The sequence below is a fragment of the Mangrovibacterium diazotrophicum genome (assembly GCF_003610535.1).
Lineage (GTDB): Bacteria > Bacteroidota > Bacteroidia > Bacteroidales > Prolixibacteraceae > Mangrovibacterium > Mangrovibacterium diazotrophicum.
This window is the reverse complement of the sequence record NZ_RAPN01000005.1, coordinates 144535-169951: the sequence shown is the minus strand read 5'-3', so window position 1 is coordinate 169951 and position 25417 is coordinate 144535. Positions and strand designations below refer to the sequence as shown.

General features: G+C 45.7%; 25 protein-coding genes. 13 read left to right on the top strand and 12 right to left on the bottom strand.

The window, feature by feature from the left end; all coding sequences use genetic code 11:
* The first annotated feature begins 42 nt into the window (after nucleotides 1–42).
* Nucleotides 43–483 (top strand): nucleoside deaminase, encoded by a 441-nt coding sequence (locus tag BC643_RS21845; protein ID WP_120275449.1) that lies wholly within the window; start codon nucleotides 43–45, stop codon nucleotides 481–483.
* Nucleotides 484–615: 132 nt separating this feature from the next.
* The gene (locus BC643_RS21840; protein ID WP_120275447.1) at nucleotides 616–2196 is read left to right on the top strand and encodes a glycoside hydrolase family 28 protein; all 1581 of its coding nucleotides are present in this window, start codon (nucleotides 616–618) and stop codon (nucleotides 2194–2196) included.
* A gap of 139 nt (nucleotides 2197–2335) precedes the next feature.
* On the opposite strand, the gene BC643_RS21835 is transcribed toward BC643_RS21840, so the two are convergent.
* Both BC643_RS21835 and aroB read right to left on the bottom strand, forming a co-directional pair.
* A complete protein-coding gene (locus BC643_RS21835; protein WP_120275445.1) occupies nucleotides 2336–3565 on the bottom strand; it encodes a 3-phosphoshikimate 1-carboxyvinyltransferase in 1230 nt (409 codons plus the stop codon).
* 44 nt (nucleotides 3566–3609) lie between these two features.
* The gene (gene aroB / locus BC643_RS21830; RefSeq protein ID WP_120275444.1) at nucleotides 3610–4680 is read right to left on the bottom strand and encodes a 3-dehydroquinate synthase; all 1071 of its coding nucleotides are present in this window, start codon (nucleotides 4678–4680) and stop codon (nucleotides 3610–3612) included.
* A gap of 94 nt (nucleotides 4681–4774) precedes the next feature.
* On the opposite strand from aroB, the gene BC643_RS21825 reads away from it, so the two are divergent.
* From BC643_RS21825 to BC643_RS21815, 3 genes are all read left to right on the top strand, one after another.
* The gene (locus BC643_RS21825) at nucleotides 4775–5221 is read left to right on the top strand and encodes a hypothetical protein (RefSeq protein ID WP_120275442.1); all 447 of its coding nucleotides are present in this window, start codon (nucleotides 4775–4777) and stop codon (nucleotides 5219–5221) included.
* A 54-nt stretch (nucleotides 5222–5275) separates the two neighbouring features.
* Complete coding sequence (dprA, locus tag BC643_RS21820) at nucleotides 5276–6382, top strand: DNA-processing protein DprA (RefSeq protein ID WP_120275440.1); 1107 nt, start codon at nucleotides 5276–5278, stop codon at nucleotides 6380–6382.
* Nucleotides 6383–6610: 228 nt separating this feature from the next.
* The gene (locus BC643_RS21815) at nucleotides 6611–7942 is read left to right on the top strand and encodes a DEAD/DEAH box helicase (protein ID WP_120275439.1); all 1332 of its coding nucleotides are present in this window, start codon (nucleotides 6611–6613) and stop codon (nucleotides 7940–7942) included.
* Nucleotides 7943–7950: 8 nt separating this feature from the next.
* Here the strand turns inward: BC643_RS21815 and BC643_RS21810 are convergent, their stop codons facing one another.
* From BC643_RS21810 to BC643_RS21785, 6 genes are all read right to left on the bottom strand, one after another.
* Nucleotides 7951–9741 (bottom strand): histidine kinase N-terminal 7TM domain-containing protein, encoded by a 1791-nt coding sequence (locus tag BC643_RS21810; protein ID WP_120275437.1) that lies wholly within the window; start codon nucleotides 9739–9741, stop codon nucleotides 7951–7953.
* A gap of 29 nt (nucleotides 9742–9770) precedes the next feature.
* Entirely contained in the window at nucleotides 9771–10334 is a 564-nt protein-coding gene (locus BC643_RS21805) for a manganese efflux pump MntP (protein ID WP_120275436.1), read from the bottom strand.
* Nucleotides 10335–10496: 162 nt separating this feature from the next.
* On the bottom strand, nucleotides 10497–11651 hold the full coding sequence (locus BC643_RS21800) for an alkaline phosphatase (protein WP_120275618.1): 1155 nt from the start codon (nucleotides 11649–11651) through the stop codon (nucleotides 10497–10499).
* A gap of 86 nt (nucleotides 11652–11737) precedes the next feature.
* Entirely contained in the window at nucleotides 11738–12406 is a 669-nt protein-coding gene (locus tag BC643_RS21795; RefSeq protein ID WP_245995044.1) for an AlbA family DNA-binding domain-containing protein, read from the bottom strand.
* A gap of 32 nt (nucleotides 12407–12438) precedes the next feature.
* The gene (locus BC643_RS21790; protein WP_120275433.1) at nucleotides 12439–13320 is read right to left on the bottom strand and encodes a VIT1/CCC1 transporter family protein; all 882 of its coding nucleotides are present in this window, start codon (nucleotides 13318–13320) and stop codon (nucleotides 12439–12441) included.
* Nucleotides 13321–13324: 4 nt separating this feature from the next.
* The gene (locus BC643_RS21785) at nucleotides 13325–13771 is read right to left on the bottom strand and encodes a GNAT family N-acetyltransferase (protein ID WP_120275431.1); all 447 of its coding nucleotides are present in this window, start codon (nucleotides 13769–13771) and stop codon (nucleotides 13325–13327) included.
* Between the two features lie 73 nt (nucleotides 13772–13844).
* Between BC643_RS21785 and yjjX the strand changes: the two genes are divergently transcribed.
* On the top strand, nucleotides 13845–14390 hold the full coding sequence (gene yjjX, locus BC643_RS21780) for an inosine/xanthosine triphosphatase (RefSeq protein ID WP_120275429.1): 546 nt from the start codon (nucleotides 13845–13847) through the stop codon (nucleotides 14388–14390).
* Here the strand turns inward: yjjX and BC643_RS21775 are convergent, their stop codons facing one another.
* Both BC643_RS21775 and BC643_RS21770 read right to left on the bottom strand, forming a co-directional pair.
* The gene (locus BC643_RS21775) at nucleotides 14391–14705 is read right to left on the bottom strand and encodes a NifB/NifX family molybdenum-iron cluster-binding protein (RefSeq protein ID WP_120275427.1); all 315 of its coding nucleotides are present in this window, start codon (nucleotides 14703–14705) and stop codon (nucleotides 14391–14393) included.
* A gap of 11 nt (nucleotides 14706–14716) precedes the next feature.
* On the bottom strand, nucleotides 14717–15151 hold the full coding sequence (locus BC643_RS21770) for a carboxymuconolactone decarboxylase family protein (RefSeq protein ID WP_245995043.1): 435 nt from the start codon (nucleotides 15149–15151) through the stop codon (nucleotides 14717–14719).
* Between the two features lie 259 nt (nucleotides 15152–15410).
* Here BC643_RS21770 and BC643_RS21765 point away from each other — a divergent pair, with 259 nt between their 5' ends.
* A complete protein-coding gene (locus BC643_RS21765; RefSeq protein WP_120275426.1) occupies nucleotides 15411–15872 on the top strand; it encodes an SPOR domain-containing protein in 462 nt (153 codons plus the stop codon).
* A gap of 2 nt (nucleotides 15873–15874) precedes the next feature.
* Nucleotides 15875–17773, top strand: a complete 1899-nt coding sequence (locus BC643_RS21760) for an amidophosphoribosyltransferase (protein WP_120275424.1) — start codon at nucleotides 15875–15877, stop codon at nucleotides 17771–17773.
* A gap of 77 nt (nucleotides 17774–17850) precedes the next feature.
* Here the strand turns inward: BC643_RS21760 and BC643_RS21755 are convergent, their stop codons facing one another.
* Entirely contained in the window at nucleotides 17851–18807 is a 957-nt protein-coding gene (locus tag BC643_RS21755) for a GNAT family N-acetyltransferase (RefSeq protein WP_120275422.1), read from the bottom strand.
* Nucleotides 18808–18881: 74 nt separating this feature from the next.
* Nucleotides 18882–19724 carry a 1-acyl-sn-glycerol-3-phosphate acyltransferase gene (locus BC643_RS21750; RefSeq protein ID WP_120275614.1) on the bottom strand — a complete coding sequence of 281 codons (843 nt, stop codon included), beginning with the start codon at nucleotides 19722–19724 and terminating at the stop codon, nucleotides 18882–18884.
* 308 nt (nucleotides 19725–20032) lie between these two features.
* Here BC643_RS21750 and BC643_RS21745 point away from each other — a divergent pair, with 308 nt between their 5' ends.
* From BC643_RS21745 to BC643_RS21725, 5 genes are read left to right on the top strand one after another with little or no spacing between them, the layout of a single operon-like run.
* Nucleotides 20033–20491 carry a division/cell wall cluster transcriptional repressor MraZ gene (locus tag BC643_RS21745; RefSeq protein WP_120275421.1) on the top strand — a complete coding sequence of 153 codons (459 nt, stop codon included), beginning with the start codon at nucleotides 20033–20035 and terminating at the stop codon, nucleotides 20489–20491.
* On the top strand, nucleotides 20491–21393 hold the full coding sequence (gene rsmH, locus BC643_RS21740) for a 16S rRNA (cytosine(1402)-N(4))-methyltransferase RsmH (RefSeq protein ID WP_120275419.1): 903 nt from the start codon (nucleotides 20491–20493) through the stop codon (nucleotides 21391–21393). The genes BC643_RS21745 and rsmH overlap by 1 nt, the downstream gene beginning before the upstream one ends.
* Nucleotides 21390–21755 (top strand): FtsL-like putative cell division protein, encoded by a 366-nt coding sequence (locus tag BC643_RS21735; RefSeq protein WP_120275418.1) that lies wholly within the window; start codon nucleotides 21390–21392, stop codon nucleotides 21753–21755. The genes rsmH and BC643_RS21735 overlap by 4 nt, the downstream gene beginning before the upstream one ends.
* 57 nt (nucleotides 21756–21812) lie before the next feature.
* Nucleotides 21813–23945 (top strand): penicillin-binding protein, encoded by a 2133-nt coding sequence (locus BC643_RS21730; RefSeq protein WP_120275417.1) that lies wholly within the window; start codon nucleotides 21813–21815, stop codon nucleotides 23943–23945.
* A 1-nt stretch (nucleotide 23946) separates the two neighbouring features.
* A complete protein-coding gene (locus BC643_RS21725) occupies nucleotides 23947–25398 on the top strand; it encodes a UDP-N-acetylmuramoyl-L-alanyl-D-glutamate--2,6-diaminopimelate ligase (protein WP_120275415.1) in 1452 nt (483 codons plus the stop codon).
* Nucleotides 25399–25417 lie beyond the last annotated feature (19 nt).

Below are 25417 nucleotides of genomic sequence, written 5' to 3'. Positions count from 1 at the left end.
TATAATTGGTAGGTTTGTCATTAATATTGAATTGATTTGACCATGCAGCCCTTTGACGATGTTTACTTTATGAAACGTGCTTTCCAGGAAGCACAATTGGCGTACGAAGAAGGCGAGGTTCCGGTTGGCGCAGTGGTTGTTGCAAATAACCGGATTATTGCTCGTGCGCATAACCTCACCGAGACTTTAACGGATGTTACCGCTCATGCCGAAATGCAGGCGGTTACGGCTGCGGCCAATTTGTTGGGAAGTAAATACCTCAATGAATGTACGCTTTACGTCACGCTCGAACCCTGTGTGATGTGTGCCGGGGCATTGGGCTGGGCGCAATTGGGAAAACTGGTTTACGGAGCCAGCGATGAAAAACGAGGCTTCAGCAAATTTGCGCCGAAAGGACTTCATCCCAAAACGGAAGTGGTGAGCGGTGTGATGGCTGAAGACTGCGCTGATTTAATGACCGCTTTTTTCCAGGAACGTCGATAATCCAATTTTCATTTTAAATTTTTGGCGTAATTAAATTCCTGATATTTGAGGAATTTGAAATGTAAACGTTTTCATGAGTCGTAAAAGTTGATTAGTTTTGAGGCGAACAAACAGAACTGAACTTGAACGATTATGAATAAGACGTTTTACTATTTTCTTCCTGTTTTCCTGCTTTTCTACGGTTGCAATTATTCTTCCCAAAAGAGCTCCGAATGGACGTTGGCGCCAATCCCGACAGTTGAAGAGGTAGGGCATGCGAACTTGCCCGAAAAAATTGCTCCGGTTGAAGCGCCTTTCGAGACGGTTCAGTTTTCCAAGCCAACTTTTCCATCTGACACAATCCATTTGCAGCTTTCTGCAGATGTTGTTAATACCGTAACAATCAACGATGCGATTTCAAATTTGAGCCAGCGCGGAGGAGGTGTGGTCATATTGCCAACGGGGGAGTGGCTGACAGGACGGGTTGAATTGAAGTCGAATGTCAATTTGCATATTTCAGAAGGAACAGTTCTGCGCTTCAGCGGTCGGGTGAAGGATTTTCAGCCGGCAGTTTTCACGCGTATCGAGGGAGTAGAAGTAATGTCACTTGGTGCTTGTGTTTATGCCAATGGTCAAAATAACATCGCGATTACCGGTGGTGGAAAACTAATTGGACCGACAGGCGGCGATATCCGGGACCGGATTGATCGTTCCGGAGTTATTGAAAATGTGATCGAGGCGACAACGCCGATCGCCGATAGGATGTTTGATGGTAACCAGGAATCGGGAACCATTTTTCCGCCCATGTTTATCTCACCGATTAATTGTACAAACGTCTACATTGAAGGCGTTTCGCTCGAAAATACAGCCTTCTGGAACGTTGTTCCGATTTATTGCGACGGTGTTATTATTCGCGGAATTAACGTGAATTCGGTTGGTGTTCCCCGCGGCGATGGAATTGACATTGAGTCGACCCGAAATGTATTGATTGAATACAGTACTTTGGCCTGTGGCGACGATTGTTTTACCATGAAAGCAGGCCGCGGATATGATGGATTGCGGGTGAATAAGCCAACCGAAAATGTGGTGGTTCGCTATTGCCTGGCGCGGGAAGGACACGGAGGTATTACCGTTGGCAGCGAAACGGCTGCAGTGATCAGAAACCTTTACGTGCACGATTGTGTGTTCGAAGATACCGAAGTCGGAATTCGCTTTAAGACCCGCAGGCCGCGAGGTGGCGGAGGGGAGAACCTCACCTACGAGCGCATCCGGATGAACTTGAAAGCAACGGCTTTTAAATGGGATATGTTGGGCGAACCGCTTTATGTTGGCGAATTGGCGGAAAGGCTGCCGGCCCGGGACGTGAACGAGTTGACGCCCTGGTATAAAAACATTCATGCGAAGGACATCCTGATTGAAAATTGCACGCACTTTGTGAAAGTCTTTGGTATTCCGGAGTCGCCCTTGGAAGGCCTGACGATTGAAAACGTGGAGGCGAACTGCACGAATTTCTTCTACTCACACGATCTGGATCAAGGCACTTTAAAAAATATGCGGCTCAATGCGAACGACAGTATTCTGGAGTTCGTTGACAGTCGTAACTTGAAATTTGAAAATATTGATTTCAAAACACTCGCCGGAAAACTAGATTTGAAGGTTGAAGGGAACTTGAGCGACAGCATTGAGTTTGTGGATTGCTCCCCAATCGACGATCAGCTTTGGGTGAAGGAATAGGTTTCACTCGCGAGAGCGGAAATCTATGCAACGAGTTTCTTTGCGACTCAGCGTCTTTGCCTGACGTGATTTTCAGAAAAAGAAAGAGGATGATCTACCTGGTGTAAATCATCCTCTTTTTTCAGTATCAGTTGGATGATCAGGCTTCTTTAACGTCGAAGCCGACCAGTTTTAAATCTTCGTAGAAAGACGGATAGGATTTGGTAACCACCATCGCGTCGTCGATTTCAACAGCACCAAAGAAAGCGGCCGGAGCAAAAGCCAGCGCCATGCGGTGATCGTGATAAGTTGAAATGAACGGTACATCCTGCTTTTTGAACGGGAAAGTGCCATCCCAGGCTAATTCGCCATGTTGCGGCTCAACCAGTTGCGCACCAAACTTAGCCAGCTCATTTTGCAGGGCGGCAATACGGTTAGTTTCCTTAATTTTCAAGGTTTCCAGGCCGGTAAAGTGGAACGGAACACCTTTCATAACACACAGAACAGCCATGGTTTGTGCAATATCGGGGTTTTCAAGGAAGTCGAGCGTCAGTTTTTTAGGCTGAATATTGGCTGTTTTGCGGATGATAATGCCACCATCGTAAGCCTCGCTTTCAACACCAAATGGTTTGAACCAAGGCGCGATATTGCAATCTCCCTGCAAACTGATCAGGTGCAGGTTTGGCAATTTAATTTCACCTTCTTCTGCCAACGAAAGAATCTCGTACCAGTACGAAGCGCCAGACCAGTCACCTTCAACGGTGTACTCAATCGGTTGGTATTTTTGTTGCGGAATGCGGATTTCGTTTCCTTTGAAAATCGCATCCACGCCGAATTGTTTCATCAGTTTCAACGTCATCTCGATGTACGAGCGAGACGTGATCTTATTTTTCAGACGCAATGTCAGACCGTCTTCCAAAGTCGGAGCGATCATCAACAGGGCCGAAATGTATTGGCTGCTGATGCTGCCGTCCAATTCCAGAATTTTTCCTTTCAGGTGCGAACCGTAGATTTTCAACGGAGGAAAACCTTCGTTTTCCATGTATTCGATTCTCGCGCCCAGTTCGTTCAACGCATCAACCAGCACTTTGATAGGACGCTGTTTCATCCGTTCCGAACCGGTGATTACCCATTCGCCAACAATTTGCGACAGGAAAGCCGTCAGGAAACGCATGGCTGTTCCGGCGTGGCCAATGTCGAACAGGTTGGTGTTCGACTCCAAAACCTTTTTCAGCACTTTCGTGTCGTCGCTGGTCGAGAGGTTCTGAATTTCGTATGGGCTGTAGCTCAGCGCGTGAATAATCAATGCACGGTTGGCAATACTTTTCGAGGCCGGCAGGTTAATCGTGCCGTAAACCTTCTTGTCGTTTTTTGATACCTGGAACTTCATTAGTTGTATAAGTCAAAAGTCAAAAGTCAAAAGTCAAAAATTTGCTAAACACTCAATTGGCTGTAGTAATCAAGCGCTTCAAAAATTAATTCTTTGGGGCAATCCTGGTTAATTTCAACCTGTCCGATTTTCGAGATCAGTGTGAAATTGATACGGCTGCCTTCGTTCTTTTTATCGTGTGTCATCAGTTCGTACAGCGCTTCGTAATCGTCAGGCTTAATTTCGAACTTGCCGTATTTTTCGAGCATCCATTTCGAAATCTGGTCCAGCAGCAGCTTGTCGAAACCACATTTAGCGGCAGAAAGATAAAGCTCGGCAATCATTCCGTAAACCACAGCATAACCGTGAAGGATTGGGCGGCCTTCGTGCAGCGCGTAGCTTTCAAATGCGTGTCCAACGGTGTGCCCGAAGTTCAACGCTTTGCGGATATTCTTTTCGGTGAGGTCGTTTTCAACGTGCCATTTCTTCACATCTACCGAGTGGGCGATGATTTCCTGCAGCGCTTCGTAATCAATATTGTCGAAATCGTAAACCATCAGCTCTTCCCAATGGGCGGGATTTTTGATCAACCCGTGTTTCAGCATTTCAGCATAACCGGAAAGGAAATTCTCAAAATCGATGGTTTTCAGGAAATTGGTGTTGATAATAACGGCATTGGGCTCGTTGAAAACACCAATTTCGTTTTTCAAGCCGTTAAAGTTGATTCCGGTTTTTCCACCCAGCGAGGCATCAACTTGTGCCAGCAAAGTGGTTGGGATATTGATGAAAGCCATGCCGCGCTTAAAGGTAGACGCTGCAAAACCACCAAGATCGGTGAGCATGCCGCCACCAATGTTGATGAGCAGCGATTTGCGGTCGGCGCCGTATTTCGAGAGTACTTCCCAGACTTTCTCCACCGAACGGATCGACTTGTGGGTCTCGCCCCCTTCAATGGTGGTAATCCTGATCTGGTATTTGTCAATTAAATTTTGAATCAGCGGCAAACACAACTTTGCTGGTGTTTCCTCCGTTAGTAAGAATACTTTCCCAACCGGAAAGGAGCTGACGATATTTTCGAGTTCCGTTTCGATCTGTTGGGAAAAGATGATATTCGAATGTATATTTGATGCAGTCATCACCTGATTTTTTGGTGCCGCAAAGTTAAAAAAAAATGGCTGCCTTGAGAATTTAAAACTGATTACAGCTAATTATTTACAATTCAAAAGCAAGATGGAAATTTCAAACAAAAAACGTACGACTAAGATAAAACGGACTTTCAATTTTAGCATGGTTGCGCTGTTGCTATTGACCCTGTTCTTTGTTTGGAAAGAAAATAATGTCGGAGCACTCATCTCCGGTGGTATCCTGGTGTTATGCGTGATGGCTGTTCAGTTTGTACAAATCAACTACATTTATTACTCCTCCGAAGGGAATAAAATCCTGATTCGTTATTATCCGCTGATCGCTTTCTTCGGAAAAGAATACAATTCGATTGAGTTTGACAAACACCTGCTCTACTTTGCCAAAGTGAAACGAATCGCAGCTTTTTCTGATTTGTACATTGCGATCAAGACGGCCAAAGGAATTGCTGAATACCCGGAAGTGAGCCTGGTGGGTTTGTCGAAAGATGAAATCGGCTTGATTGAGAATGACTTAAATGCCCTCCTGAAAAAGTAGGGTCTTGTTTATTCAGACTGAAAGGTTTAAATTGAACAAAACCTTTTTGTCGGTATGGCAAACCCTGAGAAACTGGCTTATTATATTGCGCTGTCGCTTATTCCCGGTATTGGCTGTATCAATGCCAAGAAACTATTTGCATACATGGGAAGTGTGGAGGCTATTTTTGAAGCCGGCCAAAAACACTTTCAGAAAGTTCCCGGTATCGGGAGTGTGCTGGGCCAAAGCATCATTGAGCATCGTGATTTGGATCGCGGAAAACGAGAGCTCGACTTTCTGCAGAAATATAAAATTCAAACTTCGCTTTATTGGGACGATAATTATCCGGCACGGTTGAAGCGCTGCGTGGATGCGCCGCTGGTTCTTTTCGCCAAAGGAAATCTAAATTGGAATGCAGAACGAATTGTTGCGATTGTTGGGACGCGCAATGCAACCGACTACGGTAAAAAGGTCTGCGACGAGCTGGTTTCGGCAATGGCTGAGCGCGGCGGTTACGTTGTGGTGAGTGGTTTGGCCTACGGGATTGATTCGGCAGCACACAAGGCTTGCTTGCAACATGGGGTTTCAACCTGGGCGGTTTTGGCGCACGGACTGGACAAGATTTATCCGGCGTTGCACCGCTCGCTGGCTGAAAAGATGCTCGGTCAGGGAGGACTTGTTACCGATTTTATCAGTGAAACGGATATTGAACGGCAGAACTTTTTGCGGCGCAACCGGATTGTGGCAGGTTTGGCTGATGCAACCATTGTTGTTGAATCGGCCGAGAAGGGTGGTGCGCTGGTGACTGCAGATATTGCCGGTTCGTACAATCGGGATGTGTTTGCAGTTCCGGGCAGAAGTTCCGATACTTTTTCGCGTGGCTGTAACGAACTGATTCGCGATAACAAAGCCTGCTTGATCCAAGGTTTAGAGGATCTGGAACTATTTATGGGCTGGCAGGCGAAACCAGATAAAGCGCCTAAAATTCAGAAACAGCTTTTTGTGGAACTCAGCAACGAGGAACAAACGGTGTTCGACGCCTTGTCGGCTGATTCAATTTATATCGACCAGCTTTGTCAGTTGGTGCAAATGCCGATGGGAAAAGTCTCAGCTCTTCTGCTTAACCTCGAATTTAATGGGCTGGTGGCGAGCCTGCCGGGGAAGATGTACCGAAAAAACTGAAGTTACGGGTTGCGAGTTACGAGTTTTGAGTTCCAAGTTTCAAGTTCCAAAAACCAAACAGTGAAACTTTTCTCTTGGAACCGGGTTCGGTTTAGAAACCAGAAACCAGAAACCAGAAACCAGAAACCAGAAACCAGAAACCAGAAACCAGAAACCAGAAACCAGAAACCAGAAACCAGAAACGAAGCCCTTGATTTGGAACTTCCGGCTTTTCACTATCTTTGCGGCATGACAACTACGTTTGAAGACTTAAAAGTCAATAAATCAATTTTAAAGGTTTTAACTGAAATTGGGTTCGAGCAGCCGACGCCGATCCAGGAAAAAGCAATCCCGGTCGTTCGTTCGGGCGTCGATGTTTTAGGCATTGCGCAAACCGGAACCGGTAAAACGGCCGCCTACCTGTTGCCCATTTTCATGAAGTTGGTGAAAGCGGAAGGTGAAGATCCGCGCGCTTTGATTTTAGTGCCAACACGTGAGTTGTCAATCCAGGTTGGTGAAGATATTGAAGAGTTAACCACTTACAGTAACATTCGTCATGCTGCGGTTTACGGCGGGATCGGCTGGACCAAGCATGCGGATTTGATCAAACCCGGAATTGATATTCTGGTAGCAACGCCCGGTCGTTTGTGGGACTTGTATAAAGCAGGTGCCGTATCGCTGAAGAAGATCAAGACGCTGGTGATTGACGAAGCTGACCGGATGCTCGACATGGGCTTTATGCCGCAGATTCGGCAGTTGCTGGAAATTATTCCGGTAAAACGCCAGAACCTGCTTTTCTCTGCAACCTTTAATGAGAAGGTCGAGGAAATGAGCCACGAGTTCCTGGATTTTCCTGAACGCGTTGAAATTGCACCTTCGGCAACGCCTGCCCAATTGGTGCAGCAATCGATCTACAAAGTCCCAAACTTCAGGACAAAACTGAATTTAATTCAGCATTTGCTGAAAGATGAAGAGACCTTTACCCGCGTTATCATTTTCGTTCGAACGAAGGAACATGCGGAAAGTGTTTTCAAGATCATCAAACGGAAGACCGAAGGGGAGAAACGAATTCTGCACTCGAATAAAGGACAAAATACCCGGATTAATGCGATCAACGCCTTTAAAGACGGGGATGTGCGGATTTTGATTTCGACAGACGTTTCAGCCCGTGGTTTGGATATAAGCCTGATTTCGCACGTGATTAACTTTGATTTGCCGCAACGCTACGAAGATTACGTGCACCGAATCGGTCGTACGGCTCGTGCAAATAACTATGGCGAAGCAATCACCCTGGTTAACCCGGCAGAAGAATACCACCTGCGAAAAATCGAGCAAATTATTCGCATGGAAATTCCGGTACTCGAGATTCCGGAAGAAGTGGAAGTGCCGCCGACACCAAAGCCTGAAAATCAGGATCAGTTGCGGGAGATCGACCGTCAGAAGAAATTGGAAGATCCGACCTTCAAAGGTGCATTCCACGAGAAGAAACGGCGCCCGGGACAATCGAAAAATACGCCGGTAAATCCACCGGCACATCTTTCCAAAACCAAGAAGTTCAGAAAAGGAAAGGGCAAAAGATAGTCAATTGATTAATTGCCTGGCAAAATGAAGTAGAACAGGCAGCCCTCGCCGGGAATAGCATCGCTGAATACGCCAACTTCACCGTCGAGCTTTTCTATAATTCGTTTAACGATTGATAAGCCGAGTCCCGTTCCGTGTGCACGGCTCGCTTCAAGTCGCGTGAACTTGGTGAAAAGTTTAGCCTGATCATCAGTCGATAGGCCGTTGCCATTGTCTTTAATCCAGTACTTGACTTTGTTTTCGGAGTAAAGTTGTTCAGCCCCCATCTTAATTACCGGTGGTGCGCCTCCGTATTTTACGGCGTTGCTGATAAAATTCACCCAGACTTCTTCAATCCAGGAGGGGATAGCTTGGGTTGAAGGCCAATGGTCTGGCTTGACAATGGTTGTCTGGCTCGATTCAATCAAGCTCGAAAGTCTGGTGATTGATTCTTCTACAACCGAATTCATGTCCACCGTTTGTTTGGTAATGTCCTGTTGGCGGATGGTCGACATGGTCAGCAGTTCCTCCATAATGTAGAGCGTTTTGCTTGCCGATCCGAAAACAAGTTTGTTCAAATCAGCGACAGCCCCGTAGTTTTTCTCGGCAATTTCCTGTTCGATCATTTCCGAAAGCGACACAACCACACCAATGGTATTCTTTAAGTCGTGAGCCACCGTGTTGGCGAAATTATCAAGGTCGCCGATGAGTTTTTCTTTCTCCGTAATTTCCTGTTTCAGCTGAGAATTGGTTTTCAGGATCGTTGTTTCGTGATTTTTCAGGGTGGTAATGTCGCGGAAAATAACGACCTGCCCGCTCATCACGTTGTACTTGTCGAAAATCGGTGTTGCCCGCATGTCCAGATGCTTTTTGTCGGGGCTCAGCAAAGTGGTTATCTCAATCCGCGAAACTTGTTCACTCAGTGCGATTTGGTCGATAAGTTCTTCGCGTCCGGGGAAGACCTCAGTCAGATGTTTCCCCAAAACCTCCTCGCGGGAACGGCTGATTCGATTCAGTAACGATTGATTGATATCGGCAACCCGATAATTGATGTCGATAAGCAGAAATCCATCGTCCATCACATCGATAAGCTTCTGACGGGCAAAAGGAATCAGGTCGATCAATCCGAAGCGGATGTTGATGTATGCCAGAATTGAACCAGTAGCGAAAAAGCAAGTCGGTGTCCAATCAAAGCCAGGCACCGGATTCAGTTTGAACACATACATGATGTTCCCTAAAACCGGGATGAGGCAGGCGAGGATCATTAACCAGACAGCGCTGTGAATTTGCGCACTGTAGCGTCTGATGAGATTCAGTATATTAATAATGCTGGCAATCAGAAAGCCGTAGATGTACACAAAGATAAGCCAGAAGAATGGGCCGTATTGATAGATTGTGGTCTGGAATTCACTGTCAATTTTAGCCGACTGCCAGTGCATGTGGTGGTAGTCGTTGGTGAAAACGATGCCGATAAAAATTGAAGAAACAAAGATCAATGGCAGTGCCAACTTTTGCGAGACCTTCTTTTGTCTCGATTCGAAATTGACTGAAAACAGGTAGAACCAGACCGGGATGAATGCAATTCCGATGTACGAGAGTTTTGACCAAAACAATCGGTCGTCCAACTTGATGGCGGAATATTCGAGAAAATAAAAGATGGTCCAAATGGCAGTCGAGAGCTGCAGCATAGCCAAATAGCCGATGCCTGGCGATTGCTTGAATTTCGAAATATACAATGCCAGAAAAATGCCGGCAGCACCGGACACCAGCAAGAATATCCCCAACGGGGTGATTAAATAATTTCCGATCTCATGGGGCATGAAGCGCACAATTTAAGCCCCCAAATGTATCAAGAAGCCTGCAAATGTTCAAGAAGTATTTTCAGGCCGATGGCGATTAGAATGATTCCGCCAGTAATTTCGGCGTATTTTGAGACTTTCGGGCCTGTCTTTTTACCGATTAAGATTCCCAGCATGGAGGCAATAAACGTGATGCTGCCAATGATGAGGACAATTGGTGTCAGCTTCTCCATAATCATTGCCAGGCTGAAGCCCACGGCCATGGCATCAATGCTGGTTGCAAAGGCAAGCATGAGCGCAACACGGAAAATCATGGGATCAAGGAATTTTTTCTCTTCTTTTATTCTGAGGTTTTCAATGATCATTTTCCCGCCAAGTAGTCCAAGTAGCCCGAATGCAATCCAGTGGTCAACCGGCTCAATGTAGTTGCGAACACTGGCTTCCAGGAACCAGCCGATAACTGGCATGGCGGCTTGAAATAATGCCATGAGAAAAGCCAGTTTTACAGCCTCGAAGAATCGGATTTTGGGAAGACTGAGGCCGCTCGTTACAGAAACTGCGAACGAATCAACCGACAATCCCATCGCTAATATGATGATGGTTGTGTAGAACATGTGCGGGATTTGTAAGCTGCAAAACTATAAAAAATGCCTCTTTTGACCTTGTTCAAGTCCGCTGTCACTATAATTTGGAGCGGTTTTAAATAAGCCGGAAATAAAAAGTCCGGCAACATTTGTTACCGGACTTTCTATTGATATTTTGGTCGGGAAATCTGACTATTCGTTACCAGAAACGAGTTGGATCAGTTTTTTACCGATGTCTTCGTTTTTCATGATTCCGGTGAACTCATCTGCGCCCGGTCCAAACGCAAATACAGGTACCATTACGCCGGTGTGGTGTCCGTAGATGAATGATCCTTGTACCATTCCGGTTTCCATATCGCCGCCTGTAATTGCCATTCCTCCGGTTTCATGGTCGGCTGTGATCACGATCAGGGTTTCGCCATCCTTAGCTGCAAACTCAAGCGCTTTGCCAATTGCCTGGTCAAAGTCGAGCATTTCTTCCACCACGTAGTTGGTGTTATTTTGGTGGCCACCCCAGTCGATTTGCGATCCTTCGACCATGATGAAAAAGCCTTTTTTGTTTTTGCTCAGAATATTCAGAGCCGTTTCAGTAGCGCGTGGCAGCATGTCGCCACGTTTTGATGCTACGGGGTTGTGCTCTGCCGCTGTCAGTCCGGCTAATTTTCCTGATTTTACTTTTTCAATGTCATTCATGTCCTGCAAAACAGTGTAGCCTTTCTTTTTCAGGTCAACGGTCAGATCTTTGCCATCCTTGCGATCTGTGAAATGCTTGTAGCCACCGCCAATAAAAACGTCGATATCTGTTTTCAAAAAGTCACCGGCAATTGCTTCGTACATGTTACGCGATGGTTGATGAGCAATAAAGGAAGCGGGAGTGGCGTGTGTTATTGCCGAGGTTGAAACCAAGCCGGTTGCCTTTCCTTTGTCTTCAGCGATCTCGAGCATGGTTTTGTGTGCAACCGTATCGGTGTCGACACCAATTGCTCCGTTGTAGGTGCGGTAGCCGCTTGAAAGTGCTGTACCCCCTGCAGCCGAGTCGGTAATGTAGTCACTGGCAGAACGGGTTTTGGAAAAACCAACGTGTTTGAAATTGTCGAGGAACAGGTGCCCGTGATTGGCAGTCAATCCGGCATAGATTTGAGCCGTTCCCATACCATCGCCAATCATAAAAATGATGTTCTTAGGCTTTTTTGTTTTAGGAGCGTCCGGATACGTTTTTACCGGGTAGCTGATGTTACCGTGATAAGTTCTGAGTGAATCTTCTTTGGTAATTGTCTTGTAGTTTTCCTGGGCAAAGCTGGCCGTGGAGACGGCGAGCGCAAATGCAAATACTAAAATTCTTTTCATGTTCATTGTTTGTTCTAAGGCTGTAAAAATATGTTTAACTATTTGTAAAGCGGTCAAACAAAAATTACAATAATGTGAAAACTTTTTTACGCTGATTCCTGTCTGTCCCAGCTTTCGCGGTCGAAATCGTCGGCTAAAGCATAACGAATTTGTTGTTCTCCAAAGACGGGTTGAAGGATTCCGAGGACGATAAAATCGGAAAGAATTTTTTCAGCATCAATGTAAGTTATGCGGGCTTTTCGGGAAAAAGCGGAATGGCTGATGCTTTCGTTTCGGGAAAGGTAATCCAGTAGAAAGCGTTCATCATCTGAGTAATTGATGAAAATTCCTTCCGGGCTTCTCTGCTTCTTCCAAACCTCTATCATGACTTTGTTGGCCAATTTATTTTCATCTTTCAGGCGGTAATAAGCCCACCATTTGTCGTTTTCGTCTTTGGCAAAATGGGGTTTGTCGGTGCTGCTTTCAACAATAATTTCCAGCACCACTTTATTATCGATGAAATGTTGTTGCGAGCTGAACTTGATCGGTGGTTTGCTGTAAATTGTCGCAGCTGATTCAATCATGTAATATTCCTCTTCCGAACGCACGCCGGCTATATTCCCGTTGTCTTTCACCCCGATCAGCAAACGGCCGCCATCGGTATTGGCAAATGCAACCAGGGAACGAGCAATTTTTCGCGAATCGCTGATACAATATTTAAAGTCCTGGGTTTGATGTTCACCCTCCAGGATCATTTTCTTAAGTTTCGTGCTCACATTAAGTCCTTTTCAGAAATCCGAATAAGTGTTTAGACGTCGATGCCGAACAGAACGCGGACCAGGTATCCCAATCCGAAAGAAATCAATCCAACCACCGTACTAAGAACAACCATTTCGGTAAATCGTTTGCGGAACGGTTGATCGTTTGCAATGGAAATATAATAACTGTAAAAGAAAACAACCAGAATTGAATCGATCACCGCGACGATCAGTGCTACGAACGGTGAGGTAAAAATCAGGTACGGAACGACCAGGAACACTACCGCAACAAAGTAGGCGATGCCTGTGAAGAACGCCGATTTTAAAGCACCGTCATGGTTTCCCTCCGATTTGTTGGACAGATATTCAGACGATGACATCGACAATGCGCCGGCAATACCTGCAATGATACCCGCCAAGGCTACGAGTTTGGTGTTTTGAAGTGCAAATGTCAAACCCGCCAATGTTCCCAGAATCTCCACCAAGGCGTCGTTCAACCCCAGAACAATTGAGCCGATGTATTCCAGCTTTTCTTCATGGATCATGGCGATCAATTTGTTTTCGTGCTCGGTTTCTTCCTTGCCAATGGCGATTGCTTCGGGGATCTCCCGACCAATTTCGTGGTAATTTACCTGGGCACGTTCTTCTGCTTTCTCCAATAGTTTAATACCGAAGGTTATCCCGAAAAGGCGTGCGATCCAGTAAAATTTACGGATTCCCCATTTGCTTGGGCTGACTTCCCGGCCCGAGTATTTTTCCCAAATCTTGTAGTGTCGCAGCTCGTCATCTGCTATCTTCGACAAAACGGCTGAATTTTCTTTGTCCTTGACAATTCCTGCCAGTCGTTTGTAAACATGATATTCTGTGATCTCTGTGCGCTGAGCAATAATAATTTGTTTGCGTACTTCGGGGGATAAAGGCTTGCGTTCCATAATTCTATTTTAACCACTCGTATAGTTGATAATGTTCGGCACTCATTCCTGATTTTTCGTAAACCAGGTGAGCCGTGTCGTTTGTTTTTTCTGCGTACAGGCGAATTCCTTTCAGGTCGTCGTTGTCCATCACCAATTGTTGAATGTGCTGGTACATGGAGGTGTAAATGCCAATCTTCCGAAAATCGGGCAGGACGTAAACCGACTGAATCCAAAGCACGGTTCCGTTGCGCCAGTCGCTCCACTCGAAAGTGGTTAGCAGCGAGGCCACCACATGTCCTTCAATTTCCGCGATGTAATAATTTCCTTTGGACGGGTCTTCAAATACAGCATCAACTCCTTTGTTGACTGTTTTTTTGTCGAGTTGTAAGTCTTCGGTTTCGAGCGCCATGGCCAGTTGAAAACCAGCGATTGTTGAGGCATCTTCGGGCCGAGCTTTCCTGATAAGCATTCTTCGTAATTTTAGTTTGAATATTCAACGAGTAAAGGTAGCTTTATTGCCTCTAACCCGATTCGATTATCGTATGAAAATAGTTGTAGCCTCCAAAAATCCGGTAAAAGTTAATGCAATATTAAAATCCTTTTCAGCCTGCTTCGACGATGCGTTGGAGGTGGTTCCCGTAACGGTTTCTTCCGGTGTTTCCGATCAGCCAATGGACGAAGATGAGACACTGCAGGGAGCGATTAATCGCGCTGCTGAAGCCCGAAACGAAATTCAGGGAGCAGATTTTTATGCCGGAATAGAAGGCGGCGTCGCGCTGCACAACGATCGCTTATTTGCATTTGCCTGGATTGTGATCGCGAATCACGAATTTGAATCACATGCCCGCACGGCCACATTCGAACTTCCGCCGCAAATCAGAGAACTAATTTTTAGCGGGATGGAGCTTGGCGATGCTGATGATCTGGTTTTCAATCAGCAAAATTCGAAACAACAAAATGGTGCTGTTGGACTGTTGACTAGCGATCGGTTAACCCGGGAAATTTTATACCATCAGGCAGCAATGTTGGCAATCATTCCGTTTCTGAACAGGGAATTGTATGTGGAACGGAAGCAGCTTTCAAAGTAGCTACTTCGACATGTTCATCTTTTTCAAAACATGCTGCAGGCTGATTTTATCTTCGGTGAGCATGATAACCTGGATCCGGTTTTTATCGAGACTGGCTTTTGCTTTGGGGCCAATTTCGCCGGTTACGATCTTCGAAACTTCCTGTTTGCTCAGAAGTTCCACAACTCTCGGTGCGACATCATCATCGTCCTGACAAAAAGGGTTGCTGATGAAACGGGTCACAACTCCATCGGTCAATAAAAAGTACGGACTTCTGCCAAAACGGATGTCCATGCTGGCGGTGAGTTTTTTATCTGTTGCACTTATAGCTATCATAAACTTACAATTTAAGATTTTGCATTAATTCCTGCTTTCTCGTTCAGCGCTTCCCAATATTCAACGGCTCGCCGGGTATGAGGAATAACAATTGTCCCTCCGACAAGGTTTGCGATGGAGAATACTTCGAAAATTTCATCGGTGGTCAGCCCCAGTTCATGGCATTTTTCAAGGTGATATTTGATACAATCGTCGCAGCGCAAGACCATTGAAGAAACCAATCCGAGCATTTCTTTTGTTTGCGTGGAGAGAGCTCCTTCCTGGTAAGCCAATGTATCTACCCCGTAGATTCGCTTCATTACTTTGTTGCCGGAACCAAGAATTTTCTCGTTCATCTTCTCCCGGTATTCTCTGAAATCATTGATCAAATCGCTCATAATGTTGTGAAAATAGTGAATTGTACTGTAATAAACGGTTTTGGGTTTGGTAAAGCTTACCGAATTCATTAATTGTTGACAAATATGAGAAAAGAATTGGTGGGCGGTATTTTTGTGCGATCCTTTTTAATCAAAATAAATTATGATCGAGGGCTGTGAAAGGAGGTATAAACGTCATTAGGTGAGTTGTTTGTGCATTCGATTTTGGAGATGGTTAGCAGCGTGAAAAAATAAATGTGAATTTTTTCAAATTTCGCCCGCATTACAATGGTGTAATTCTTGTATTAAAGCAATTCGCATTATATTTGCAGCTTTAAAAGTCGCCTCTATGAAGTTACCAATTGTTGGGATCATCTTTTTATTATTTCATTTGAGTGTTTCTGCTCAGGAGATGACCTACAAGCCTGCCGCAACTTCCGGTGGAGCCACAATCCTGAACCGAATTGACGTTCAGCAAGATTCCCGTATCGATACGTTGTTGAACAATCACATCGAAATGAATAAAAAGAAAGGCGGAACCGATGGTTTTCGTCTCGAGATTTTTTTCAGTTCGGGAACCAGTGCACGCCAGGAAGCGATGAAAGTTCGAACTGATTTCCTTCGGATTTTTCCGGATGTGCCTGCTTACATGTCTTTCCAAAGCCCCAACTTTAAAATCCGCATTGGCGATTGCCGGACCAAGAGTGAAGCTTTGAGACTAAAAGAGAAAATTAAAAAGAATTATCCGAATGCGTTTATTGTGCCGGATTTGATTCAGTTTCCAAAATTATACACTGCAGATTCAAACTAGTAATGAGTGAATTGATTAAACACGAATGTGGTATTGCCCTGATCCGGTTGAGGAAGCCGTTGAGTTACTACCAGGAGAAGTACGGAACATGGCAATATGGCTTGAACAAGCTTTATCTTTTGATGGAGAAACAACACAACCGCGGGCAGGATGGTGCTGGTGTGGTTAGTGTTAAAATGAACCTGAAGCCGGGACAGGAATACATTCATCGTTACCGTTCTATTGAGCAAAATCCAATTCAGGATGTGTTTGCCAAAGTTGGTAAATCGGTGAAAAAAGCGATGAAGTCCGGCAAAGATCTGTCTGATTTGAAATGGGTGTATGAACACCTGCCTTACGCGGGCGAACTGTATTTGGGGCACCTTCGCTACGGTACTTTTGGAAACAATAGCATCGATTTTGTGCACCCGGTCATGCGTCAGAATAACTGGAAATCGCGTACATTGGTGTTGGCGGGTAACTTCAACCTGACAAATACCGACGAGCTTTTCCAGAAGTTGATTGACTTGGGACAGCACCCGAAAAACTACACTGATACGGTAACAGCACTGGAAAAAGTAGGCCACTTCCTGGATGAAGAAAACCAATTCCGTTTCCGTCAATATAAAAATGAAGGATTCTCGAATCGCGAGATTTCTCCGTTGATCGAAAAAACATTGGACGTTCAGAGTATTCTCGAAAATGCCAGCAAGGATTGGGATGGTGGTTATGCAATGGCCGGTTTGATTGGTCATGGTGACGCCTTTGTTGCCCGCGACCCTTGGGGTATTCGTCCGGCTCACTATTATATTGATGACGAAATCGTTGTGGTGGCATCAGAACGTCCGGTAATTCAAACGGTGATGAATGTGAAAGGTAGCGATGTGCACCAGATCAAACCGGGAGAAGCGCTGATTATTAAGAAAGACGGAAGTGTTTCTAATCATATTGTTCGTGTGCCGCACAAACGGAAATCTTGTTCGTTTGAACGGATTTATTTCTCGCGTGGTAGTGATAAAGATATCTACCAGGAACGGAAAGCGCTGGGCCATTTGCTGGCACCGCAAATTTTGAAAGAAATTAACTACGATATTAAAAATACGGTTTTCTCCTATATTCCAAACACTGCGGAAACTGCCTTTTACGGTATGATGCAGGGGATTCGGGATCATTTGATGATCTGGAAAAAGGAGCAAATCCGTGCGAAAAACGGAAGCATCTCCGAAGAAGACTTGGAGAACATCATTTCGCTGGAGCCGCGTGTTGAAAAAATCGCGATTAAAGATGCCAAGCTGCGTACGTTTATTGCTGACGATGCAAGTCGCGATGACTTGGTTGCGCACGTTTACGACGTGACTTACGGCGTGGTGAAAGAAAATACCGATACATTGGTGATTATCGATGACTCGATTGTTCGCGGAACCACGTTGAAAAACAGCATCCTGAAAATTCTCGATCGCTTGAACCCGAAACGCATCATCGTTATTTCTTCAGCTCCTCAGATTCGTTACCCCGACTGCTACGGTATCGACATGGCCGTATTAGGTAAATTTATTGCCTTCAATGCCGTGATCGAATTGTTGAAAGATCACAATAAGGAGCAATTGATCGACGAGGTATATAATAAATGTAAGGCACAGCAAAATCTTCCGAAAGAAGAGATAGTGAACTACGTGAAAGAAATTTACCGTCAGTTTACGCCCGAGCAAATCTCGAAGAAAATCGCTGATTTGTTGAAGCCTGAAGGTTGTAAGGCAGAAGTTGATATCGTTTACCAAAGCATCGAGAACCTGCACAAAGCTTGTCCGAACGATACGGGCGACTGGTATTTCTCGGGCGACTATCCGACTCCGGGAGGAAATAAAGTGGTGAACACTTCATTCATCAACTATGTGGAAGGATTTGAAGGACGCGCGTATTGATTGAAAGAATCAAACCAATATAAAATAGAAAAGCAGGCCGTTTGAGCCTGCTTTTTTTATGCTTTGTTTTGTTGAATTTACTTGATTTCCGGGAAAGCGTCGCCTTTGTCCTTGATGTAAGTCTCGATGTGGCGGTCGCGTTTCGCGTCGTAAATATCTTTGATGGTTACGATGATTCCGGTTTCTTCCACGTCGCCAAAACGGTCGTTCAAAATCGTACCGAATGTTTTCATTGACGGACTCAGGTTCATGTATGCGTTGATGAGCGGTGGAACGTTTTCTCCCAATTCGCGCACCTTCTGGGTGAGGATGCGGTAGTCGGCATCGTATGAGCCGCCACTGAAGATTTTCGCAAGTGCATCGCGATCCATATTGATCAACATCGGCTTTTTAGGGTAAACCAGTTTCTCAGAATCGTTGAAATATTTCTCGAAGAAATACAGGATCATGTTTCTGGCTTCAACGTTGAAGTGTGTGTACATGGTCACTTTTCCGAAGAAATATTTGATTTCCGGGTGATCCACTGTCAATGCGCCCAGTCCGTCCCACAGGTTGTCCAATGCGAACAGTGCTTTCGCGCCAGCCTTGCTCGATTGGTAAGCTGGTTGCACGAATGAACGTCCCAGTTCCAGTGTGTGTGGCATGTATTCTTTCATAAACTTATCGGAGAAATGGAACAAACGGGCTGTCGCCAGTTTTACTTCGCCGTTTTCGTCCAACGGAAGTCCATCACACAAGATGTATCTGTAGCCACCAAGAATCTCCTGAGAATCCGGATCCCAAACGATCAATTGTCTGTATGGGTTTTCCTGGGTGTCATATTGATCTATGTCGAGGTCCTTACCAGTTCCCCCGCCGGCTTCCCGGAAGGTGATTTCGCGTAAGCGACCAATTTCATGCATAATATTGGGGGAGTCGTGGTAGGTCACCACGTAGATCTCATTGGCACCTTTGTTGGTCTTGCGTAGTAGCTTCTCAGGCGTCAGTTCCGCCAGAATCGCACTTTTTGCGACCGGTGCAGCAATATCCTTCATATTTTCGTCTGCTAAATTTTATGAATTACAAAGCTAAAAAAAATTATTAAGAATTGTTTTTGTGCCCCTCTAAATTAGGGCTTTTCGGAATTTGGTAAGGCATACAATATCTCCCGGACTTTGTCGGCCCATTCTTTGGCCGTTTTGCTGTTGTTGAATGTTGTGTAGGGGATTGGTTTTCCAAAGGTTAAGGTGAATTTAGCTCCTTTGTGACGAAAAGTCTCGTCTGATAAATAGAACATTTCCAGGTTCCATTTGATGCCCAGTGCAGTACGAATGTTGGATAGATTGTAAAAGAAACCGGAGTTTTGACCACTGATGTGTACTGGAATGACGTCGCGTTTATGTTCGACAGATTTCTGAATGAAATGTTTCTTCCAGTCTGTATCTACAACTTTTCCTTTGATTCGTCGGCTGGCTAATCCTGCCGGGAAAATCAAAATCTGCTTATCTGATTTGTAGGTTTCCTCGATCGCACGGGCTGCCTCGCGGCTGTGTGCTCCGTGTTTGTTGATCGGCACAAAGATGTTGGCCAGTGGTGTGATTTTCATCAATACATCGTTCACTAAAAAACGAAGGTCGCCAATGCGCTTGTAGACATTGCTGATGAGCAGTAACGCGTCGAATCCTCCGAGCGGGTGGTTGGCGACAAAAATGTAGCGTCCGTTGGTCGGTACGTTTTCGATTCCGCAAACTTCTTCGCTTACCCCAAAGTGTTCAACAGTTTTTTGTGCAAATTCAACGCCCTTCAGGTGGCCGTAATTGGTGATAATCTCGTTACATTCGTCGATGTGTCCAATCCGGTTGATGTACCGGTATATGAATCCCGGCAAAAGTCGGGCTATTTTAGGGTTCTTTTCGTTAAATAAAGCCTTGACGTTTATCGGCTTTAGCTTGTTTTCCTGTTCCTTCGCCATGATGATGCGTATTTGAACCGAAAAATAGAAAAATATTTGGCAAGTGGGGTTTTTGGGGTGCTCTTTATTTTCGTTTGGCGAGAGCGATTTGTGAGTTATTAACGGGTGTTGGTAGTTTTGGGCGTGTGGTAAGGCTTTGTAAATCAATGTCAGTATTTCGGTTATTAACAATTTTAATTGGGTTATCAACAATGATTCAACGATGTTTTCTGGATATGGTGGTGGAAAAAAGTGACTGAAAGTGACTGAAAGTGGATTTTTGCAATAGAATTTACTATTTTTACAATTGGAAAATAGGCAATTAGCATATGAACTTCTCAGCAGAAAAAAGCGCAACATTTGACGAAAAAGGACGCGTCGTTCTGCCCGCCGATTACAAAAATGAAATGGGGGGCAGTATTCCCGGTGCCCGCTTGGCCATCGAGATAGACCCGTATGAGAAGTGCTTGAATATTTACCCGATGGAAGCGTGGGAGCGGCGTTTGGCTGGTTTTACCGAGAAGTTAAATCCGAACAATCGTGCACATAGCCGCTTGTTGGATATGCTCTATCGTAATTTTAAAATCATCCAGGTTCCCGATAGTTGCCGCATGAATTTTCCAAACAATTTCCTCGAAAAAGTGGGGATTAAGAAAGATGTGGTGTTTGTTGGTCAGGGGCAAAGAATTCGTTTGTGGGATGTGGATCAGTTTGATCAGTATCTGAATTCGATGGAGGATTTCAGTACGATGTTCGAGAAGGAGTTTGGTGGAAATGTTGATTTGTAATGGAGCAAGTATATCACATACCGGTTTTATTGAATGAGAGTATCGAAGGATTGAACATTCAAGGCGATGGTGACTACGTCGATGTTACCTTTGGGGGAGGTGGTCACTCTCGTGAAATTTTGAAAAATCTGAAAAGCGGCCGACTGTTCGGTTTTGATCAGGATGAAGATGCCGCTGCGAACGCGTTCGATGATGAACGTTTTATTTTTATCCGACACAATTTTAAATACATCCGAAATTTTTTGCGGTACAAGGGAGTCGATCAGGTCGATGGGATTCTGGCCGACCTTGGTGTTTCATCGCATGATTTCGATGTGGCAGAGCGCGGTTTTTCATTTCGCTTTTCGGGCGACCTGGATATGCGCATGAATCGCAATTCTTCCAAAACGGCAGCCGACATTGTGAATTCGTCGTCTGAAGAAGATCTGATTCGAATCTTTAAAGATTACGGCGAAGTGGAAAATGCACGTCGTTTGGTTCGGCAGATTCTGTCTGCACGTCAGGTGAAGCCAATCCGCACGATCGATCAGTTTAAAGAAGCGATCGCGCCTTGTGTTCCGAAGAAGACAGAAACAAAATATCTCGCCAAGGTTTTTCAAGCCCTGCGTATTGAAACGAATGGCGAGCTGGATGTCTTGAAGGATTTCCTGGAGCAAAGCATGGAGTTGTTGAAGCCGGGCGGAAGACTGGTTGTCATTACTTATCATTCACTGGAAGACCGCCTGGTAAAGAATTTTATCAAGGCCGGAAACTTTGAAGGTAAGCAGGAGAAGGATTTCTATGGAAATGTCGCCTCCGCTTTGCAGGCGGTCAATCGAAAAGTGATTGTGCCGACAGAAGAAGAAATTGAGCGGAATCCGCGGGCTCGAAGTGCAAAACTCAGAATAGCTGAAAAAGTATGAGCGAAGAAACAGGCCATATCGATAAGGGGAAAAAAGGAAGACCAATTCTGAAGTCGTTTCTTGGAGGGAGTATCTTGGCGAGCGAAAAAGCACTGAGCCAGATTCCCTTCGTGTTGTTTATAGTCTTCTTGTTTATCCTGATTATCGCCAATCGCTACTGGTCGGAAAAAACCCTCACCGAGATGGAAGCTGTGCAGGACTCGATTAAAGAGCTTCGCGCTTCGTCGGTGACTTTTGAGACGGAGTTGATGCGCATGAACCGGCCGTCGGAGATTGCCAACAAGGTTTATGATGGTGGATTGGATTTGGTAGAACCGCAAGAGCCTCCGCGCAGGTTGTCGGTTGAAAAGCTGAAAAAGTAAAAGTCGGATTCGATACGAATCGCGACAAATTAAAATAAACAGAACTCGGAGAGATTAATGGAGATCAGGAAATACATAACCTTACGCTTTGGAATTATCTACTTTTTAGCCATGGCGCTGACTGCAGCAATTGTGGTCAAGTTGGTTATGATTCAAAATGTGGATACGGAGAGATGGGAGCAGATTGCCAAAAATCTTAAAACAAATACATCAGAAATACAGGCGAAGCGAGGAAATGTTTGCGCTGACGACGGTAGCATCCTGGCTACTTCGATCCCGTATTACGAGCTTCGTTTCGATTGTAAAGCGCCGCGTGTTGTTCGCGATTTCAACGAGAAAGCCGATGCCTTTTCCGAAGAAGTCGCCAAATTCTTCGGCATTTCGAAAAGCCAGTTTAAGCAGCGCTTGGTTCAGTCATTCAAAAAAGGAAATCGTTGGTTTCAGATTTACCCCGAGAAAGTGAATTATAACCAGCTGCAGAAATTCAAACGACTGAGCACCTTGCAGCGCTCTGTGTTTGGTAGCGGGTTGATCGTTGTTGGCGAAAGCGAACGCATTATGCCGCATGGCGACATGGCCAGCCGCACCATCGGGACCTTAAATAAAGGTGCATACGGTGGCGTGCATGGCAATATCGGTTATTCCGGTATCGAGGGCATGATGGAAGGGTATCTGGCCGGAGAGAATGGATTGGCTATTAAACGTAACTATTCGGGGCATTGGGTTGATATTCCGATCACAGAGCCGGAAGACGGAAAGGATGTGATCACGACCATTAATGTCAATCTACAAGATTTCACGCAAAACGCCCTGATGCGCCAGATGGAAAAATCACAGGCGGAATGGGGTACAGCTGTTGTGATGGAAGTCGCAACCGGTGATGTGAAAGCAATCGCCAACATTGGCCGCCTGAAGGATGGCACTTATGGCGAGAGCTATAATTACGCGTTGGGACATGCCGGCTGCAGTGAGCCTGGATCAACGTTCAAGCTGGTGTCGCTCATGGTTGCCATGGAAGATGGTTACGTGGATACAGCTGACGTTTACGACACAGGTATTGGCCGTTGGGATTACAAAGGCCAAACCATTTATGACAGTGATTACGGTCATGGCGGTCACGGCGCGATTAGTGTGAAGAAAATTTTGGAACTGTCATCAAATGTTGGGGTGGCAAAGGTTATCACAAAATATTACGAAGGCAAAGAGCGCGATTTTATCAACCGGATTTACGACTTCGGGCTGAACAAGCCGCTAGGGTTGGGTTTTGCCGGCGAAGGCGTGCCCTATATCAAATATCCAACCGACAATGTTTGGTGGGGGCCGTCGCTGGCCTGGATCTCTTATGGCTATGAGATTAAACTGACACCGATTCAAACCCTCACCTTTTATAATGCGGTGGCGAATAACGGGCGCATGGTGAAACCTCGCTTTGTGAAAGAGATTCGGGAAAATGGCTTGCTGGTTCGCAAGTTCGATACCGAAGTGCTGAACCCGATGATTTGTTCGCAAGGGACACTTGATAAAGCTCGCTCAATGCTCGAGGGAGTTTGTATTGAAGGTACCGGTCGTTCGCTGAATAACGACTATTTCCCGATTGCCGGGAAAACCGGTACAGCCCAGGTTGCCTACGACAACCAAGGTTATACTAAAGGCGGGAAAAAATACCAGGCATCATTCTGTGGGTACTTCCCGGCTGATGATCCGAAGTACTCGATCATCGTAGCGGTGGTTGGCCCCAAAGGCTTGTATTATGGTGGTTCGGTGGCAGGTCCTGTTTTTAAAGAGGTCGTTTCAAAAGTTTACGCATCGTTTATGGAGCCACGCAGTAAAGAAGTGGACGAAAAAGATGAACCACAGAAACCGCGTGAAATACAGCTGGTCGACAACGGTTTCCGTGAAGATGTTGTTGAAACGGCCGAAGAGCTAAATCTCGGTGTTGATGAAAAGCAACTGGCCGGCGATTTGGTCAGCGTGGCGTTCGAAGGCAAGAAACCGGAGGTGAAAGGGCGTGACATTAAAGATGGTGTTATGCCGAATGTTGTGGGAATGGCCGGAAGCGATGCGCTGTTCCTGCTTGAAAAATCTGGATTGAAGGTTAAAATGAACGGCTTGGGGAAAGTGAGCAAACAATCACTGAAGGCCGGGAATACGATAAAGAAAGGTCAAACCATTTATTTGGAGTTGAGTTAAGATGAAGACATTAAAGGATATATTGAGTGGAATTGAGTTTGAACTGGTAACCGGAAGTCTTTCGACTCCGGTCGGCCAGATTCAGTTTGACTCGCGCAAAGTAAAAGCGGGGGATGTTTTTGTAGCGACCAGCGGAACGCATGTCGATGGACATGATTTTATTCCGAAAGCCATCGAGAATGGCGCTACAATTATTATTGCCGAGCGCGCGGATGTTGCTGTTGGCGAAGCTTGCCTGATTACCTTGAAAAATACGGCAGCGGCATTGGGGTTGATTGCTGCTAATTTTCATGGCAATCCTTCGCAAAACCTGCGGGTAGTAGGTGTGACTGGTACCAATGGCAAAACGACGATTGCCACCTTGTTGTACAAGCTATTCATTAAGCTGGGCAACAAAGCCGGCTTGATATCGACCATTAAATATTATGTAGGCGAGGAAGAATTTCCGGCAACCCACACGACGCCGGATTCGTTGCAAATCCAGTCGTTGATGGCCAAAATGGTTGAGGCTGGTTGCGAATATTGCTTCATGGAAGTGAGCTCGCACGCCATCGATCAGGACCGGATTGCAGGGATCAAATTTGAGGGAGGAATTTTCACCAACCTCACGCACGATCACCTGGACTACCACAAAACATTTGCTGAATACCTGAAAGCGAAGAAGAAGTTTTTCGACAACCTGCCCGCTGCAGCTTTCGCGTTGACGAATGCTGATGAGAAGAACGGAAAGGTGATGTTGCAAAATACCAAAGCTTCGCAAAAAGCATATGGCTTGAAATCGCTGGCCGATTTCAAATGCAAGGTCATCGAGAAACACCTTGACGGCATGTTGCTGGCTATTGATGGTCGCGAAGTTTGGACGCACTTCTCAGGTATTTTCAATGCTTACAACCTGATGGCAGTGTACGGATCGGCTATTCTTTTGGGCGAGGATGTGGAGAAAGTGTTACCACTGATCAGCGAGCTTCGTCCCGTTGCCGGTCGATTCGAGATTCTTCGTTCGCCGGATGGTAAATACGCGATTGTGGATTACGCACACACACCCGACGCGTTGAAAAACGTGCTGAACGGAATCAGCGAAATCCGCACCGGAAACGAGCAAGTAATCACCGTAGTTGGAGCCGGAGGCGATCGTGATAAAACCAAACGCCCGGTGATGGCGAAAGAAGCGGTGATGCAAAGTGACCGCGTGATCTTGACATCCGATAATCCGCGCACCGAGGTGCCGGAGCAAATTATTGCCGATATGGAAGCCGGTGTTGAACCACATGTTCGCAAGAAGGTGCTGTCGATCGTCAATCGCAAAGAGGCTATTCGTACCGCTTGCATGCTGGCGAAAACCGGCGACATCATTCTGGTTGCCGGGAAAGGGCACGAAGACTACCAGGAGATTAACGGTGTGAAACATCATTTCGACGATAAAGAAGTGATCGCAGAGATTTTTAACGAGTAGGGATACAAAAGGAAGAGAA

Bases quoted from the DNA above. Each gene is read 5' to 3' on its own strand.
- yjjX (WP_120275429.1), top strand. From the start codon at position 13,845: ATGAAAATAGTTGTAGCCTCCAAAAATCCGGTAAAAGTTAATGCAATA.
- BC643_RS21835 (WP_120275445.1), bottom strand. From the start codon at position 3,565: ATGAAGTTCCAGGTATCAAAAAACGACAAGAAGGTTTACGGCACGATT.
- BC643_RS21770 (WP_245995043.1), bottom strand. From the start codon at position 15,151: ATGAATTCGGTAAGCTTTACCAAACCCAAAACCGTTTATTACAGTACA.
- dprA (WP_120275440.1), top strand. From the start codon at position 5,276: ATGGCAAACCCTGAGAAACTGGCTTATTATATTGCGCTGTCGCTTATT.
- rsmH (WP_120275419.1), top strand. From the start codon at position 20,491: ATGGAGCAAGTATATCACATACCGGTTTTATTGAATGAGAGTATCGAA.
- BC643_RS21810 (WP_120275437.1), bottom strand. From the start codon at position 9,741: ATGCCCCATGAGATCGGAAATTATTTAATCACCCCGTTGGGGATATTC.
- BC643_RS21750 (WP_120275614.1), bottom strand. From the start codon at position 19,724: ATGGCGAAGGAACAGGAAAACAAGCTAAAGCCGATAAACGTCAAGGCT.
- BC643_RS21805 (WP_120275436.1), bottom strand. From the start codon at position 10,334: ATGTTCTACACAACCATCATCATATTAGCGATGGGATTGTCGGTTGAT.
- BC643_RS21755 (WP_120275422.1), bottom strand. From the start codon at position 18,807: ATGAAGGATATTGCTGCACCGGTCGCAAAAAGTGCGATTCTGGCGGAA.
- aroB (WP_120275444.1), bottom strand. From the start codon at position 4,680: ATGACTGCATCAAATATACATTCGAATATCATCTTTTCCCAACAGATC.
- BC643_RS21735 (WP_120275418.1), top strand. From the start codon at position 21,390: ATGAGCGAAGAAACAGGCCATATCGATAAGGGGAAAAAAGGAAGACCA.
- BC643_RS21800 (WP_120275618.1), bottom strand. From the start codon at position 11,651: ATGAAAAGAATTTTAGTATTTGCATTTGCGCTCGCCGTCTCCACGGCC.
- BC643_RS21815 (WP_120275439.1), top strand. From the start codon at position 6,611: ATGACAACTACGTTTGAAGACTTAAAAGTCAATAAATCAATTTTAAAG.
- BC643_RS21840 (WP_120275447.1), top strand. From the start codon at position 616: ATGAATAAGACGTTTTACTATTTTCTTCCTGTTTTCCTGCTTTTCTAC.
- BC643_RS21825 (WP_120275442.1), top strand. From the start codon at position 4,775: ATGGAAATTTCAAACAAAAAACGTACGACTAAGATAAAACGGACTTTC.
- BC643_RS21760 (WP_120275424.1), top strand. From the start codon at position 15,875: ATGAGTGAATTGATTAAACACGAATGTGGTATTGCCCTGATCCGGTTG.
- BC643_RS21845 (WP_120275449.1), top strand. From the start codon at position 43: ATGCAGCCCTTTGACGATGTTTACTTTATGAAACGTGCTTTCCAGGAA.
- BC643_RS21765 (WP_120275426.1), top strand. From the start codon at position 15,411: ATGAAGTTACCAATTGTTGGGATCATCTTTTTATTATTTCATTTGAGT.
- BC643_RS21775 (WP_120275427.1), bottom strand. From the start codon at position 14,705: ATGATAGCTATAAGTGCAACAGATAAAAAACTCACCGCCAGCATGGAC.
- BC643_RS21725 (WP_120275415.1), top strand. From the start codon at position 23,947: ATGAAGACATTAAAGGATATATTGAGTGGAATTGAGTTTGAACTGGTA.
- BC643_RS21785 (WP_120275431.1), bottom strand. From the start codon at position 13,771: ATGCTTATCAGGAAAGCTCGGCCCGAAGATGCCTCAACAATCGCTGGT.
- BC643_RS21745 (WP_120275421.1), top strand. From the start codon at position 20,033: ATGAACTTCTCAGCAGAAAAAAGCGCAACATTTGACGAAAAAGGACGC.
- BC643_RS21730 (WP_120275417.1), top strand. From the start codon at position 21,813: ATGGAGATCAGGAAATACATAACCTTACGCTTTGGAATTATCTACTTT.
- BC643_RS21790 (WP_120275433.1), bottom strand. From the start codon at position 13,320: ATGGAACGCAAGCCTTTATCCCCCGAAGTACGCAAACAAATTATTATT.